This window comes from Parabacteroides sp. An277 (genome assembly GCF_002159645.1).
In the GTDB taxonomy this organism is placed as follows: domain Bacteria; phylum Bacteroidota; class Bacteroidia; order Bacteroidales; family Tannerellaceae; genus Parabacteroides.
Genome location: NZ_NFJB01000019.1, coordinates 55,604 through 72,452 on the forward strand (window position 1 = coordinate 55,604; position 16,849 = coordinate 72,452).

10 protein-coding genes are annotated in these 16,849 nt (G+C 41.0%); 6 read left to right on the forward strand and 4 right to left on the reverse strand.

Features of this window, described 5'->3' with window-relative positions:
* The first annotated feature begins 300 nt into the window (after positions 1-300).
* Positions 301-3,333, forward strand: a complete 3,033-nt coding sequence (locus B5F77_RS09250) for a TonB-dependent receptor (protein WP_087330068.1) — start codon at positions 301-303, stop codon at positions 3,331-3,333.
* 14 nt (positions 3,334-3,347) lie between these two features.
* Positions 3,348-5,129: a RagB/SusD family nutrient uptake outer membrane protein gene (locus tag B5F77_RS09255; RefSeq protein ID WP_239446072.1), complete on the forward strand. Its 1,782-nt coding sequence runs from the start codon at positions 3,348-3,350 to the stop codon at positions 5,127-5,129.
* 237 nt (positions 5,130-5,366) lie between these two features.
* On the opposite strand, the gene B5F77_RS09260 is transcribed toward B5F77_RS09255, so the two are convergent.
* Positions 5,367-6,143: a DNA-binding domain-containing protein gene (locus tag B5F77_RS09260; RefSeq protein WP_162607978.1), complete on the reverse strand. Its 777-nt coding sequence runs from the start codon at positions 6,141-6,143 to the stop codon at positions 5,367-5,369.
* A gap of 93 nt (positions 6,144-6,236) precedes the next feature.
* Positions 6,237-6,791, reverse strand: coding sequence for an NADH peroxidase (locus tag B5F77_RS09265; RefSeq protein WP_087330072.1), 555 nt, complete (start codon positions 6,789-6,791; stop codon positions 6,237-6,239).
* Between the two features lie 258 nt (positions 6,792-7,049).
* Between B5F77_RS09265 and B5F77_RS09270 the strand changes: the two genes are divergently transcribed.
* Positions 7,050-8,240, forward strand: coding sequence for a porin (locus tag B5F77_RS09270; protein ID WP_087330074.1), 1,191 nt, complete (start codon positions 7,050-7,052; stop codon positions 8,238-8,240).
* A 51-nt stretch (positions 8,241-8,291) separates the two neighbouring features.
* On the opposite strand, the gene B5F77_RS09275 is transcribed toward B5F77_RS09270, so the two are convergent.
* Positions 8,292-8,777, reverse strand: coding sequence for a gliding motility lipoprotein GldH (locus B5F77_RS09275; RefSeq protein ID WP_087330076.1), 486 nt, complete (start codon positions 8,775-8,777; stop codon positions 8,292-8,294).
* Entirely contained in the window at positions 8,758-10,122 is a 1,365-nt protein-coding gene (gene ricT / locus B5F77_RS09280; RefSeq protein WP_087330078.1) for a regulatory iron-sulfur-containing complex subunit RicT, read from the reverse strand. Before ricT ends, B5F77_RS09275 begins: the two co-directional genes overlap by 20 nt.
* Positions 10,123-10,719: 597 nt before the next feature.
* Here ricT and cas9 point away from each other — a divergent pair.
* From cas9 to cas2, 3 genes are read left to right on the forward strand one after another with little or no spacing between them, the layout of a single operon-like run.
* Positions 10,720-15,225 carry a type II CRISPR RNA-guided endonuclease Cas9 gene (cas9, locus tag B5F77_RS09285; protein ID WP_087330080.1) on the forward strand — a complete coding sequence of 1,502 codons (4,506 nt, stop codon included), beginning with the start codon at positions 10,720-10,722 and terminating at the stop codon, positions 15,223-15,225.
* Positions 15,226-15,237: 12 nt separating this feature from the next.
* Entirely contained in the window at positions 15,238-16,170 is a 933-nt protein-coding gene (cas1, locus tag B5F77_RS09290; protein WP_087330082.1) for a type II CRISPR-associated endonuclease Cas1, read from the forward strand.
* On the forward strand, positions 16,170-16,502 hold the full coding sequence (cas2, locus tag B5F77_RS09295; protein WP_087330084.1) for a CRISPR-associated endonuclease Cas2: 333 nt from the start codon (positions 16,170-16,172) through the stop codon (positions 16,500-16,502). Before cas1 ends, cas2 begins: the two co-directional genes overlap by 1 nt.
* The last annotated feature ends 347 nt before the right edge of the window (positions 16,503-16,849 follow it).

Sequence of the window (16,849 nt, forward strand, 5' to 3'; positions counted from 1 at the left end):
TGCCGACTTCCCCATTTTGCTCTCTGGCTATCGAAGGTTTCTCCCTCTTTCCGCTTGGTGTAGTCTTACTCATACTACGGCTTTGGATGCGTTTTAGGTGTTAAATTTAACCGTTGCAGAAAAAAATTGCCTTTTCAGCGATAAAATCTGCCCTAAATTCTATGACATAAAATAAAAAATACTACTTTTGCAATGATAAAATTTACGAAAGATGTAGTGCAGGCAGCTAAAATGCCATAGTATGAGTAAGACTACGTCGGACGTAGATAAAACTTAAATCAGTATCAAAATTTAATAATTATGTATCCAAACAAAGTAACAACGAAAGGTAGATGCGTGCTTTTGGCGAGTTTGTTGTGTTGCGGACTCCCGGCATTAGCCATCTCAGAGAATGCCCCAGCGTATTCTCTTTCTCCTGTAATCCAGCAGGATGCCACCATTAAAGGGCAAGTGTTGGATCACAAGACCGGCGACCCGGTTATTGGTGCGAACGTAGTCGTAAAAGGAACTACCAACGGTACTATTACCGATATGGATGGTAAGTACGAATTGAATGCTCCCGTCGGCTCAACGTTGCAAATTTCTTATATTGGTTATCAGACGGTGGAAATCCAAGCTACCGCGGGCGATCAGACCATCCAATTGCGCGAAGATGCTGAAGCATTGGACGAGTTGGTAGTCGTAGGTTATGGTGTCCAGAAGAAGGAAAGTTTGACCGGTGCGTTGCAGACGTTGAAAGACGAGAAGCTGAAAGACATCACGACTCCGAGCGTCGAGAATATGTTGAACGGTAAGGTTTCCGGTGTATATGTAGCTCCGGGTTCCGGTCAGCCGGGTGCAAGTGGTTCGGTAGTTGTACGTGGTCAAGCTACATTGAGTGGTTCTACGGCTCCGCTGTGGGTAATTGATGGTGTAACTGTTGGTACCGATGCCGGTTTGTTGAATCCGAACGATATAGAAACAATGACCGTATTAAAAGATGCGGCTTCTACGGCTATTTATGGTTCAGAAGGTGCGAATGGTGTAATCCTTATTACGACTAAAAACGGAAAAAGCGGGAAGATGTCTGTCAATGCTTCAGTAAAGATGGGTGTCAGCACGTTGAATAATGGTAATTTGGAGGTAATGGATGGTGCCGAATTGTATGATTACTACGCATCTTTCAATAACCAAGAAATGATTACGTTCTCTCGTTGGAATCCGGAATTACGCAATAGTAATTTTGATTGGTGGGATTTGGCGACTCAGTCCGGTTTTACGCAAGATTACAACCTCTCTTTCTCTGGTGGTAGCGATACTTACAATTCTTATTTCTCATTAGGTTATTACGATGAAGAAGGTGCGGTAAAAGGATACGACTATTCTCGTTACAACTTCTTATACCGTTCTACGTATAAACCGTTTAAATGGTTGACTATCCGTCCGTCGGTACAAGGTGCTTTGCGTGATGTAACGGATGCGCAATATTCGGTAACAGCCATGTATTCTATGTTACCTTGGGATAGCCCATACGATGAAAACGGCGAATTGGTTCCAGACCGTTACCAAGGATGGGTAAATAGCCAATCTACTAACTACTTGAATGATTTGGCCTATGGGAACCACACTGATTATAAGACGTATGAGTTCTTAGGTAGTTTCAACTTTGATATTAAGTTTACCGATTGGTTGACATTGTCTTCTATCAATAGTTATAAATACCAAGGTTACTACTATCATTCCTATACAGATCCGCGTAGTAATAGTGGTTTAGGTGTAAATGGGCGTATTGATGAATACCAAAGCAATACAACCCGTCTTTTGACAAACTCTTATCTTACATTCAACAAGACATTTGATAAGCATTCGGTTAATGCCGTATTAGGATACGAGTATAAGACTTACTCAGCAAAAGTTATCCAGGCAATTGGTACTGGATTTGCATCAGGTTTTGAAGTGTTGGATGTAGCCGCTTTGCCTGAATCTGTCGGTGGCAGTTTAAATGAAGAGGCGGTACAATCTGTATTTTTCCGTGGCAATTATTCGTATGATAACCGTTATGTAGCAGAACTCTCTTTCCGCCGAGATGGTGCATCTAACTTTGGTGAAGATGCCCGTTGGGGTAATTTCTATTCAATTAGTGGTGGTTGGAATATCAATCGTGAGAAATGGTTTGAAGCGGATTGGGTAGATCAATTGAAACTTCGTGCTTCTTGGGGAACCATGGGTAACCGTCCGGGTGAACTCTATCCGCAATACGACTTATATTCGGTTTCTGCTAATTATAACGGAGTTCCGGCTATTTTGATTAGCCAAGTAGGTAATCCGGATTTGACATGGGAACAAACTTCTACCTTAGGTGTTGGTTTGGATGCAAGCCTATTTGAAAATCGTTTCCGTTTTACATTCGACTTTTACAATAAGTATACAACAGATGTATTGTATCAAGTGCCAGTATCAGGCTTGACGGGTGTTACATCTCGTTGGCAGAATGTGGGTGAAATCAGTAACCGAGGTGTTGAATTGTCTATCGGAGGCGACCTTATTCGTACCAAAGATTGGACTTGGAGTATTGATGCTATTGTAGGTCATAACTCCAATACCGTAGAAAAACTGTATGGAGATGACCCGAATCTGGAAATTATCAGTTCAGGAGGTGAATTAGGCATAGCCGGTTCGGCTTCTAGTATCTTGAAAGAGGGTTATAGCAGTGCCTCTTATTATATGGTAGAATGGGCGGGTGTGAATCCAGAAACGGGTGCGCCGCAATGGTACACTACTGCCGAAGATGGTAGCCGTGTGATTACTGAAAGTTACGACCAAGCTGATTATATTATTACGGATGCATACAATCCTAAATTGTTTGGTAGCTTCAATACCTACTTACGTTGGAAAGACTTGGATTTGAGTGCCGTGTTTGGATATTCAATTGGTGGTAAGATTTACAACTATTCCCGTCAGGAATACGATTCGGATGGTACATATACCGACCGTAACCAGATGAAATTGATGGATGGTTGGAGCCGTTGGGAAAAACCGGGCGATATCGCTACGCACCCCGTTGCTTCTTACAATAACCAATCAGGAGCCAACAAAGCATCTACCCGTTATTTGGAAGATAGCGATTTCTTAAAATTACGTTCGCTTTCGATTGGTTACAATTTGAAGTTGCCAGAATATTATATTCAGAACTTGCGTATCTTCTTTACAGGAGAAAATCTCTTTACAGTTACGGGTTATTCGGGTGTTGACCCAGAGCTTCCAGCAAGCGATGGTAGTGTAATCGGAACAACAGGTGCTTCTGTCTATCCTTCTACTCGTAAGTTTATGTTTGGTTTGAATGTAACATTTTAATAAGTAAGAGTTTTATGAAAAAGAAAAATATAACGAAGATATTGCTTGCAACCTTTTCGGTAGGAGTCTTATTGACTTCCTGCGATATAGAGCGGTTGCCGAATGGAAGTATGGCTTCCGAAGATGTTTTTGGCGATTTGGACACCAACCTGAAAGGAATGGTAGACGGTGCTTATGCCCAGTTAAAAACTTGGTCTGACCCGATGCATCGTTTGGGCGAATATGCCGGAGACAATATGATGATTCGTGGATCTTCTACGGATGCGTTCTATGAGTTTATTTCTTATGCTCGTACTCCCAATAACTACCGTTTGCAGAATTTTTGGGATTATGGATATAAGGCTGTGGCTCAGGCTTCGAATATTATTGATGCCGTAGCTGAAGGACAGAGTGCAGAGATTGATAACAAGTTGGGCGAATGCTATTATATCCGTGGTATGATGTATTTCTATTTGACCCGTGCATTTGGGCGTCCTTATTATCAAGCTCCGGATAAGAACTTGGGTGTACCTATCGTGAACGGGACGCCGGACGATATGAATAACCTTCAGTTGCCTGATCGTTCGACTGTAGCACAATGCTATGCGCAAGCTATTGGCGATTTGCGGAAGGCAGAAAGTCTGTTGACGGAAAACAACGGACCGGCGTATGCCTCTATTGGCGCCGCGCAAGCCATGTTGTCTCGTGTCTACCTCTATATGAGTGGTACGTATGAGAATCCGAATACGCAATATGCCGACTCAGCTGTCTATTATGCTTCGCAAGTAATTAATTCGGGTACCTATTCTTTATTACCTCGCAGCGAGTTTATGGTTTACAATACCATCGTGCCAGAAAACAATCCGGAGGCAATCTTCGTGGTAAAACGCGTATCAACTGAGTTTTCAGGTGACGACCACTATTATGGTATTGGTGGTATGTATGCCAATATTGGTGGTATGGGTTGGGGCGAAATGTTTGCCAGTGCCAAATATATCGATTTGCTGAACGAGACGGGACGTAATGATTGGCGTCCGGATCGGAAAACAATTGTAGACGCACGTGCTAATTTCATCGAACCGCAATATGTGACGGACGAAAATGGTAATTATACACCGGTCTTCCGTTTCATTAAGAATCTGTATAATACAAGCGGAGTACAAACGAATTATGGTTATGTACAAGCCACATTGCATCAGAATGGGAACCAATATTCTTGTTCAGAGACTATTGATGGCGTCGAAACTACCTATCAGATGACTCCGGTCAACGAAGAACAACAAATCTATTCAATAAAGTATTCTGATGGTAATACTTATACCGGTGTGATTGATTATGAAATGACTACCAACCGTAGTTATCCGGAGTTCTACATCGTAAAATGTTCACGTGAAGGAGAGGAATCTCATTTGCATTCGCCTGTCATCTCCCGCTTAGGGGAAGTTTACCTGAATCGTGCAGAAGCATTAGCTAAATTAGGTCGGTATAGCGAAGCGTTGAGCGACTTGAATACGATTCGTGAACGTTCGATTCCGGGTGCAGGCTATAGCACTTTGAATGCTTCCAATGCAGGTGAACTGATCGATAAGGAACGTCAGTTGGAATTGGCTTACCAAGCAGAACGCAGCTTTGATGTGTTCCGCAATGGCGAACCGTTGACGCGTCACTATCCGGGTCCGCACAACGCAATGGAAGATGTACCAGCTACAGATTATCGCGTGACATATTACATTCCGCAGACGGCTATCAACTCATATCCAAGTGGATGTACGTTGACGCAGAATCCGACAAGTAATGCAGGTGTAATATTGAATTAATAGATTTAGTCAAATAAGCAAAGGGATGCGTCTATCCAAACAGGCGCGTCCCTTTTGTTTTGAACCGAAAGGAGTGTCAAATATCGTTCCTGCTGCACACGAATTTTCAAGCAATAAATATTCCCATAAAAGCACACCAATGCGGTCGTGTGTCATGCACGACCACGTTAGTGCATTTCGCCTGATACGGGTAAGGTGCTGCACACGACCGATTTGGTGCGTTTTTCAGAAAATGACTTATTCTCGAGGGCGAACGATAAAATCGTGGGTGGCTTTCCGAGGGGTTTTATAGGGCTGGTAGCTGAGGTTGTATTGGGTCGTAAGTTCGGCAGTCCAATGTCCTGCGGCAAGCGGTTGGAGCAGTGTGACGGTTACGTGCGAACGTTGGTTGAAGGTAATCCATTGGCGCTCGATTTCAACGACTTCGTCCGTTTCGGAATAGAATCGGATGCCCACGTCGGGGTGGTCTCCCATGATGCGGATGTGTTTGCCGAAGAGGTGGATTTGCGGCGAATCCGTCCAGACGGTGTCGCGTTGGTAGCCCACATCGGTGGAATAGAACGTGGCGCACACGTTGGAGATGTAGGGCTGGCGCGGCGGCAGGTTCATCAGGTTTGTACCCTCGAGTTGTTGCTCCATCAGGCGGGCGAAAGGGGAGGGGGTGAAGGTGATGTGGAAGGCATGGCGTGCCGGGTCGAAGTTGTCCGATTCGTCGTCGAACCGTCCTTTCACGCTGAGCGAGAGGATGCCGATACCGATATCCACCTTTTCGCCTTGGATGAGCGCGTTGTAGATTTCCCGCTTGAGGGAAGTGAACGTTTCGATGTAGGTCTCAAGACGGATTTGGCTTCTGGCACGCACGATGCGTTCGGCCAGGTCGTGGATGTCGACCGTCTTTTTGTCGTGTATACTGGCACGATAATAGACGGAACCGTCGAAGTCTATCTGCTGGCTGAGGCTTAAAGGAATAGGATCTACTCCTTTCCAATCTACGCCATGTAACTCTTTGTCCATAAAAAGAAGATAGAAATAAAAAAGTCGGTGCGGGCGCACCCACACCGACATCACCATTTAAAAACTAAATATGCTGAAATAAATGCTTTCTGATTATTTCTTGAAATAGCGGTTGAATAAACCTTCGAAGCCTTTGCCGTGGCGAGCTTCGTCTTTAGCCATTTCGTGAACTGTATCATGGATAGCATCCAAATTCAATTGTTTAGCACGCGTAGCAATGCGCTTCTTGTCTTCGCAAGCGCCGCATTCTGCGTTCATACGCTTTTCGAGGTTGGTCTTCGTATCCCAAACCACGTCGCCCAGCAATTCCGCAAACTTGGCTGCGTGTTCAGCCTCTTCCCATGCGTAACGCTTGAAAGCTTCAGCTACTTCGGGATAACCTTCGCGGTCTGCCTGGCGGCTCATTGCGAGATACATGCCGACTTCCGTACATTCGCCCATGAAGTGCGCGTTCAAGTCCTTAATCATTTCGTCGTCGCAACCTTTAGCCACGCCAATTACGTGCTCGTCGGCAAACGTCAAGGCGCCCGTTGTTTCTACTAATTCTTTAAACTTGCTCTTTGGCTGCTTGCATTGCGGGCAGAAATCGGGAGCTTCATCACCTTCGTGAACGTAACCACATACTGTGCAAATCCATTTCTTTTTCATATCGCTAATTTTTTATTGGGTTATTACTACATTTATTTTTTGACAATGCAAATGTACGCATTCCTCTTTTATTTTCCGAGAAAAAAAGGATTGAATTCTTTTATGGCATGATTGATTCTATTTATAAGCTGGTTGAAAATGGCCCATTAGGCTTAGTTTGGAAGAAATCTGCATGCATGGATACACAAAATGCCTCTTTCTTTTGGAAAATAGACTTAAATCAATTACCTTCGAAGCGCTAAAAATAGATTTAAGAAAATGAAAACACGAAACTATCTGCTATCCTGCCTGTTTACTTTCGGATGCTCTGCCTTGTCTGCGCAAGAGCAAACTTTGGCCGATACGACTCAGCAGACGAATACGTTGTATGAAATGTGGAAGAAGGAAGAGGCGCGTCCCTTCACTTCGCATATGAACATCCAGTTTTGCACCTCGTTCACATCCCAATTCCAGGACTTTGCCGTCGAAGAGGCAACCTTCAAGCTGAACCGTTTGCGGATGGAAATATTGGGACGCTTCTTGGGAAAGTTCGGCTATCGGTTCCGTTATACTTATAATAAATATACGAATCCGAACACGGTGGACAACCTCTCGACCCATATTGAGCTGGCGAACATGGACTGGGATGTCTCGAAGCTCCTGACATTGAAAGCTGGCAAGGAACATTTCTTGCTGGGCGGCTATGAGTATTACGTCACAGGAATACTGGTGCGGCAATTCTCCGATTTCAACAATAATACGCAAAGCTACCTGACGGGTATCACCGGCACATTCCACCTGACGCCCCGCCACGACCTCTCTTTGCAAGTGGCTAACAACCGGGTGGAGACGGAATCGCAAATCAATACGGGTGAAGGTCAAGCCAGCATCCCCAAGGTTCCTTTGATGGGAACGGTGAATTGGCAGGGACGTTTCTTGGACGACGGGGCGCTACAGTTCTATTACGGCGCGGCAGCTGGGCAAATCCTGCGTAATCGGAACATTTATTACCTGACGTTTGGGAACGTATGGGAGCGCGGCCCGGTCTTGGCTTATCTGGATTGTATGTACTCGCGGGAAGAGGTGGATTCTAAAGGATTGATTACGGCCATCCGGACGGTAGGTGAGGACGAGGAGACGTTGACGGCCCAATACGTCCAATACCTTTCGTGGATTGGCAACGTAGATTACCGCTTGCACCCGAAGTGGAATCTGTTCGTGAAAGGGGTCTACGAATGGGGAGGCGTGTACAAGACGAACACGGTATATGAGCGCGGAAAGTACCGGAATACATGGAACGTCCAAGCCTGCTTGGAATACTATCCCTTGAAGCGGAAAGACTTGCAACTATTTCTGCATGTGTCGTATAAGAAATACCTGTTCACGGAGCAGGCCGAAGCCTTGGGTGAGAAGGATTTTTCGGAGCAACAAATCATGTTAGGGTTGTTGTATACGATTCCGGTATTCTAACGGATGATAATATCGCATTCCCTGTTCTATTTTGTTTTTATTCCTCTGTTGTTATTTTTCGTTTCTTTTGACGAACGGCATGATGCGGATGCCGATTTCTTGAATACCGGGTAGGACGCTGTCGCGCATTCCTTGCCGGAAACTGAAAGTGTACTGCCCCGCGTATGGGAAATAATAGTTTTCGCGAATCGGGAAGTTGGATTCGTAGAGGGATATCCCGTGGCCGAACCATTTACCGTATTCGTCGGCCAGCATGCATTCGATGGTGTCTTTTTGCAAGGAGCCAACGGGTGGTTCCTCGTGGACAAAAAGCCAGAGATTCTGGTAAGGATACTGGTTGTTGTTGCGGATATAGAGCTGAACGTCGTAAGGCTTCGTGATATCGTTGACTTCAAACGTAAAGTAATAGACCTTCTCTTTTCTCCATTCGGTTTCGTTGATTACCTGATATTGGTTGTAAAGCGTCTCCGGTTGGCAAGAAAAGAGAAGGATAAGCCCGACGAGCATTCCCCATTCTTTAATTCGCAGGTTTCGCATCAGGGGCAGGTTTGTTGTTATTCTTGTTCTTGTTGTTTTTATTCGCATTCCCAGTAGGTTGTGGTTTGTTCCCTGCTTGAGGTTGCGATGGTTTTTCGTTTGGAGCCTTGGGCTGCTTTTGCTTCGGTTTGTTGGCCGCGTTCTGTTTTTTATTGTCGTTTTTCTTTTCAGAATCTCCAGCTTTGGGCGGATTTTGTTTCTGTCCAGCGGCTTGTGGCTGCTGTTTGTCGGTGCCCTTTGTCTCCTTGTTACTACTTCCCGAACGTCTCTTTTTCTTCTTTTTCGAGACATTATCGAAGCGGTTTAGGTTGTCTTGCTCAAGAATATCTTTCGATTTCTGTTTGGCAGGCTTTTCCGTATCGGCTTCCAGCGAAAGAGGCTTTGTGCCTTGTTTGTTGAGGGCAATGACTTCAAACGCGCGTTCGGCCGAGATAGTGACAAGGTTGGCCGCAATCGACTTGTCTGTTGAGTAGGTGATTTCTCGCTTGAAGATATCCGTTTTGAAATGATAATAGGTATTGTCTTGCGTTTCCAACGTGATTTCATGCGATGGCAAGTGCTTCTGCGCTTCGACATACGTATCGATTTCAAAGTTGATGCAACATTTCAATTTGGCGCATTGCCCGGCAAGCTTTTGCGGATTCATGGAGATGTCTTGGTAACGAGCGGCACCCGTGGCTACCGAGACGAAGTTGGTCATCCAGCTGGAGCAACACAATTCGCGTCCGCAAGGACCAATTCCCCCGATGCGTCCGGCCTCTTGCCGTGCTCCGATTTGTTTCATTTCGATGCGAACACGGAAAGTTTCGGCTAAAACCTTGATAAGCTGGCGGAAATCTACACGTTCGTCGGCGATGTAATAGAAAATAGCTTTGTTGCCATCCCCTTGGTATTCTACGTCGCCAATCTTCATGTTCAATCCTAAGTTGGCCGCAATTTGGCGGGATCGAATCATCGTTTCGTGTTCTTTTGCCTTGGCTTCGTGATACTTGTCGAGGTCGTTTTGCCGAGCTTTGCGGTATATTTTCTTGGGAGCTTGGTCTATGCGGACGCGATTCTTTTTCATTTGCAAGAGAACGAGCTTACCAGTTAATGTCACCGTCCCGATATCGTGCCCCGGAGCTGCTTCTACCGCCACCAAATCCCCCTTTTCCAACGGAATATGGGCATTGTTCAAGTAATAACCTTTGCGGGTATTCTTGAATTGCACCTCTACGAAATCGGTAGCGTCGATGGCACCCGGTACACCGCACAACCAATCATACGTATTCAGTTTGTTATTTTGTATCTTGCCGCAGCCTTTGGCACTCATACCGCAGCTGCCGTTATCTAATTTGAATTCCATAAAACTTGTCTATTTTCGAGTTGGCTACAAATGTACAATTAAAATTTGAAATGGCAGTAAAAAATAGGGAAGGCTGTACGGGTTTTTCTACTTTGGGTAGAGGTATAGGGAGGCAACTTTTCCCAATACGGCGGAAAGAGAACCTCAATACGGCGGAAAGAGAAATTAACATATAGCCTTCAAAAGTGAATAGATTTGTTTTTGAATTCAAATCTAAAATCTTAATATGTGAAATAAAGTTAACAAACGGAAGAAAGGTGTCGGAAAGTTATGCTGCATAACATAAAATGTATACTTTTGCACTGTGTTTTTCATGGTATTAGATTTAAGGTTAGCAATGAAGATTGGTTGTCGGGATGACAACCATTTCTTTTTTATATAGGTTCCTTCCTCTTTTCTCCTTTCTAATATACATATATTCAATGGAATAAAAAAGCCCACCGATAAAGGACGATGGGCAAGAACCTAAATGTTTTCACAACGGAATAATCCTTATTGTGATTTGCTTCAAATTGTGGGACAAAAGTACATGATTTTTTCGAGAAATAATTTATTCTCTCAGAAAAAAATAGTAGCTTTGAGGAAAATTGATTAGATATGAAGAATATATTAGGTTTAGATATAGGAACAAACAGTATAGGATGGTCTGTCATTTGTACTGAAACGAATGAAAATGGAAAAGAGGTTTTTAAAGGCATAAGAATTGCTGGAAGTCGAATTATTCCTATGGATGCGGCCGTTTTAGGGGATTTTGATAAAGGAAATACGAAATCTCAGACGTCGGAACGAACTACCAAGCGGTTGATTAGACGCCTATTGGAACGAAATAAACTTCGAAGGGAACGTTTACACCGTGTGTTGGCTGTATTAGATTTCTTACCGGTACATTATGCAAAACAATTGGATAGATATGGTAAGTTCCTTGCTAATACAGAACCTAAATTAGCGTGGCATCTAAACGAAGAGGGAAATTATTCCTTTTTATTTCAAACTTCTTTTGAAGAAATGTTAGCTGATTTCCGTCGAAATAAGCCAGACTTGTTGGCTAATTCGAAGAAAATTCCTTATGATTGGACTATTTACTATCTCCGGAAAAAAGCCTTGAAGGAGAAAATTGGTAAAGAAGAATTAGCGTGGATTTTGTTGAACTTCAATCAAAAGAGAGGTTATTATCAGTTGCGGGGAGAAGAACAAGAGGAGGATAATACCAAACGGGAGGAATATTTTGCTTTAAAAGTAATAGCTGTAGAAGATAGTGGAGAAAAGAGTAAAGGCAATAGTTGGTATAATGTAAAGCTTGAGAACGGATGGGTTTATCGTAGAGCAAGTAAAATACCTTTGGATTGGGTCGGAAAAGTAAAAGAATTTATTGTTACGACTGAATTGGAAAAGGATCATACAGAAAAACGAGATAAGAATGGTAATATAAAACGTTCATTCCGTGCTCCTAAAGAAGATGATTGGGGATTGTTGAAAGCAAAAACAGAAGCAGACATTTTAGAATCGGAGAAAACTGTAGGTGCCTATATTTATGATGCGCTTCTATCTAATCCTGATGGTAAAATACGCGGTAAATTAGTTAGAACGATAGAACGTAAATATTATAAGGATGAATTGTATCAAATACTACGAAAACAACAAGAGTTTTATACTGAATTGCAAGATAGAGATATGTATAAAGCTTGTATAGAAGAACTGTATCCAAATAACGAAGCTCATAGAATGTTGATTGCTGATCGTGATTTTGCTTATTTGTTTGTAGAGGATATTTTATTCTATCAACGGCCATTGAAAAGTAAAAAGTCTCTTATTGCTAATTGTACTTATGAAAGTTATACTTATATAGATAAAAAAACAGGAGAGAATTTGAATATGCCGTTAAAATGCATCGCCAAGTCTCATCCTTTATTTCAAGAATTTCGTTTATGGCAATTTATAAATAATTTGCGTATTTATCAAAAGGAAGGTATTGTCAATGGAAAGTTGACGAATGATATAGATGTAACGCATAAGTTTTTGAAAAAAGAAGAAGATTATGTAGCATTATTTGAGTGGTTGAATGATAAGAAAGAGATAAAGCAAGATTTATTTCTTAAGTTTCCATTGTTCAAATTGAAAAAGAGTGAATTGAACAATTTCAGTTGGAATTATGCTGAAGATAGAACTTATCCATGTAATGAAACTCGTGCGATGATTTTACCTCGTTTGGAAAAGGTGGGTATTTCGAAATTATCTTTGACTCGCGAACAAGAAGAAGCGTTATGGCACCTGCTATATTCAGTTTCGGATAAAGAAGAATTAGTTAAAGCGCTTCGTTCTTTTGCAACGAAACAAGGTTGGGCAGAAGATTCTTTTGTAGAGTCTTTTCGAAATATTCCACCTTTCAAGAAGGACTATGGTGCTTATTCGGCAAAGGCAATTAAAAAATTATTGCCTTTGATGCGAATGGGAAAATATTGGAAGTGGGAAAACTTGGACATTCAGACACGAGATAGAATAAATAAAATTTTGACTGGCGAATATGATGAGAATATTAAAATGCGTGTCAGGGATAAGGCGATTCATTTGGTAGAACCAGCCTCTTTTCGGGGACTCCCTGTGTGGTTAGCTTGTTATATTGTTTACAATCGATTTTCAGAAGTTAAAGAGATTATTAAATGGAAGAATCCTTCGGATATAGATGTTTTCTTGCAACACTTCAAACAACATTCTTTGCGGAATCCAATTGTTGAGCAGGTGATTTTAGAAACGTTGCGTACAGTGCGTGATATTTGGAAGCAGATAGGACATATTGATGAGATTCATGTTGAATTAGGGCGTGAAATGAAGAATCCTGCGGATAAGCGTAAAAAAATAGCACAACAAATTCAAGAGAATGAGAATACGAATCTCCGAATCAAGGCATTGTTAACCGAGTTTATGAATCCAGAGTTCGAAATAGAGAATGTTCGTCCTTATTCTCCCAACCAACAGAATCTTTTGCGGATATATGAAGAGGGAGTTTTGAATAGTGTACAAGAACTTCCGGATGATATTGCACTTATCTTGAAAAAATTCAATGAAAGTGATGTGAAGAAGCGACCTTCTACCTCCGACATTCTGCGTTATAAACTTTGGTTAGAACAGAAATATCGTTCGCCTTATACGGGGTCTATTATTCCGTTGAGTAAATTGTTTACTCCTGCTTATGAGATAGAGCATGTGATACCTCAATCTCGTTATTTTGATGATTCTTTCAGCAATAAAGTTATTTGTGAGGCTGAGGTAAATAGTTTGAAGGGAAATATGTTAGGATATGAATTCATTAAGAGGCGTTATGGTGAGAGAGTACTATTGGCTGGTGGTAAAATGGTGTCTATATTTACAGTAGCTGATTATGAACGATTTGTGAAAGATAATTATGCTCGAAATATAAACAAAATGAAAAAGTTGCTTATGGATGAAATTCCAGAACAATTCATTGCACGCCAGTTGAATGATAGTCGTTATATCAGTAAAGTTATAAAATTTCTATTGTCGAATGTGGTTCGTGAAGAAGGAGAGGAAGAGGCTACTTCAAAGAATTTGATTGTGTGTACAGGGAGTATTACTGACAGATTGAAGAAAGATTGGGGAATGAATGATGTATGGAATAAATTAATTCTTCTACGATTTATACGGTTGAATGAATTGACCGGAACATCTCATTTTACTTCCTTAAATTCGAATGGAAAATTAATTCCTTCAATGCCATTAGAATTGCAAAAGGGATTTAATAAGAAACGTATTGATCATCGTCATCATGCAATGGATGCGATTGCAATTGCATGTGCAAGTCGTAATATCGTGAATTATCTGAATAATGAATCAGCAAGTAAAAATGCAAAACTATCACGAGATGATTTGCAAAGATTGTTATGTCGTAAAGATGAGAATGGAAATCGTCTTATTAAGAAACCTTGGGATACTTTTACTCAAGATGTTTTTGTCGTATTAGAAGGAATTATTGTTAGCTTTAAGCAAAATCTACGTGTTATTAATAAAACGACAAATCATTATCAACATTATGAAGCGGGTAAGAAAGTAATAAGCAAACAGAGTAAGGGGGATAGTTGGGCGATTCGAAAGCCGATGCATAAAGATACGGTCTTTGGTGAAATAAATTTGCGACGCATAAAAACTGTTTCGTTGAAAGAAGCTATTAAGAATCCTCGATTGGTTGTTGAAAAGGATTTTAAGCGAAAGTTGATTTCTTTATTAGCTCAAAGATATGATGAAAAGCAAATTAGGAAGTATTTTGACGATAACCAGGATGTTTGGCGAGATATTGATTTGAAGAAAATTAAAGTTTACTATTTTACAAAAGAAACGAGAGATCGATTCTTTGCTGTTCGCAAGCCATTGGATATGAGTTTTGATAGAAAACGGATAGAAGAAAGTATCGCGGATACAGGCATTCAGAAAATATTGCTTCGACATTTGGAACAAAGTCAAAATAATTCTGAATTAGCTTTTTCTCCAGAAGGTATCGAAGAGATGAACCGGAATATTGTAGCTTTAAATGATGGAAAAGGACATCAACCTATTTATAGGGTTCGTGTGTATGAGAAGGCGGATAAATTTGCTATTGGTCAGAGTGGAAATAAGAATGCTAAATTTGTAGAAGCAGCTAAAGGAACTAATTTGTTCTTTGCGGTCTATGAAACAATGCTGGAAGACAAACAGACCGGGCAAATGGTTCGGAAACGTTCGTTTGCAACAATCCCTTTGAATGTGGTGATTGAGAGACAAAAGCAGGGATTGTCTTCTGCTTCAGAGGATACAAATGGAAACCTTCCTAAGTTTGTACTTTCTCCTAATGATTTAGTTTATGTTCCCACATCGGAAGAAACAAAAGCTGGAAAACTCGAATTTCCGTTGGACAATAAACGTATATATAAAATGGTTAGTTGTACGGGAAGTGAAGGGTATTTTGTCCCTATTTATATAGCTAATCCTATAGTTCAAATTGTGGAATTGGGAAGTAATAATAAGTCCCAACGAGCATGGTCTGGTGAAATGATAAAAGAAGTTTGCATCCCCATAAAAGTAGATCGATTAGGAAACATTATAAGTAATATTTAGTATCTAACTTGTATGATAAAGAAAACGCTTTATTTGGGTAATCCTGCGTATTTGTCTTTACGCAATGCACAATTAGTGATAAAGTTACCGGAAGTGGAGAATAATACTACACTTCCGGATCGTATGAAGCATCAGTTAAATGTAACAAAGCCTATCGAAGATATTGGAGTTGTTATTTTAGATAATCGACAGATTACTATAACTTCTGGGGCGATGGAAGCTTTGTTAGAAAATAATTGCGCGCTTATTACATGTGATAGTAAAAGTATGCCTGTAGGATTGATGTTGCCTCTTTATGGTAATACTACACAGAATGAACGTTTTCGGAAACAATTAGAAGCTTCTTTGCCTTTGAAGAAACAACTTTGGCAACAAACTATTCAACAGAAAATTCATAACCAGGCATCCGTTTTGTCTGCGTGTACATCTGAGGAAATTAAATGTATGCGCGTGTGGGAAAATAGTGTAAGAAGTGGGGATCCTGATAATTTGGAAGCACGTGCTGCTGCGTATTATTGGAAATCATTATTTTCGGATGTCGAGAATTTTACTCGGGATAGAGAGGGTGTACCTCCGAATAATTTGTTGAATTATGGATATGCAATATTACGGGCGATTATTGCTCGTAGTTTAGTGATAAGCGGTATGTTGCCTACCTTAGGTATTCATCATCATAATCGGTATAATGCATATTGTTTGGCTGACGACGTGATGGAACCTTATCGCCCTTATGTTGACAAACTCGTTTTTCAGTTGTATAAGGAATGTGGTGAGAAGATAGAATTGACTAAAGAAATAAAGGTTTCATTACTTTCGATTCCTACATTAGAAGTTCGTATAGGAGGAAAACGTAGTCCTTTAATGGTAGCGGCAAGTCAAACGTCAGCTTCTTTATATAAATGTTTTGCGGGTGAATTTCGTCGTATCATCTATCCGGAAATCTAATGGATCGTTTTAGTGAATACCGTGTTATGTGGGTATTGGTTCTTTTTGACTTACCAACGGAGACGAAGAAAGATAAGAAGGCTTATGCCACTTTTCGGAAACGATTGCAGCAGGATGGTTTTACGATGTTTCAATTTTCTATATATGTGCGGCATTGTGCAAGTAGTGAAAATGCGGCTGTACATATAAAACGTGTAAAATCTTTTCTTCCGGAATATGGACAAGTGGGAATCCTTTGTATTACTGATAAACAATTTGGGCAAATTGAATTGTTTTATGGAAAGAAATCCCAAGAGATAAATGCGCCAGGACAACAATTAGAACTTTTTTGAAATAATAAATCCCGCCTTGAAGCGGGATTTAATTTGAAAACAACCCATTTTTTTAATTTCTAAATTCTATTGTAAGCTATTGATAGATAACTTAAAATGAGTATCCAGTTGTTTTCAATAGTTCAAAGATACAAATTTGAAAGCAAATCACAACTACCTATTGCGTCGTTAATACTATTGCATGTTGTTTTCAATAGTTCAAAGATACAAATTTGAAAGCAAATCACAACTTGTAAACGGGAGGGTTATTAAATCATTTGTTGTTTTCAATAGTTCAAAGATACAAATTTGAAAGCAAATCACAACTTCAATGAGCCCTTCTCCATCGGCGCACAGTTGTTTTCAAT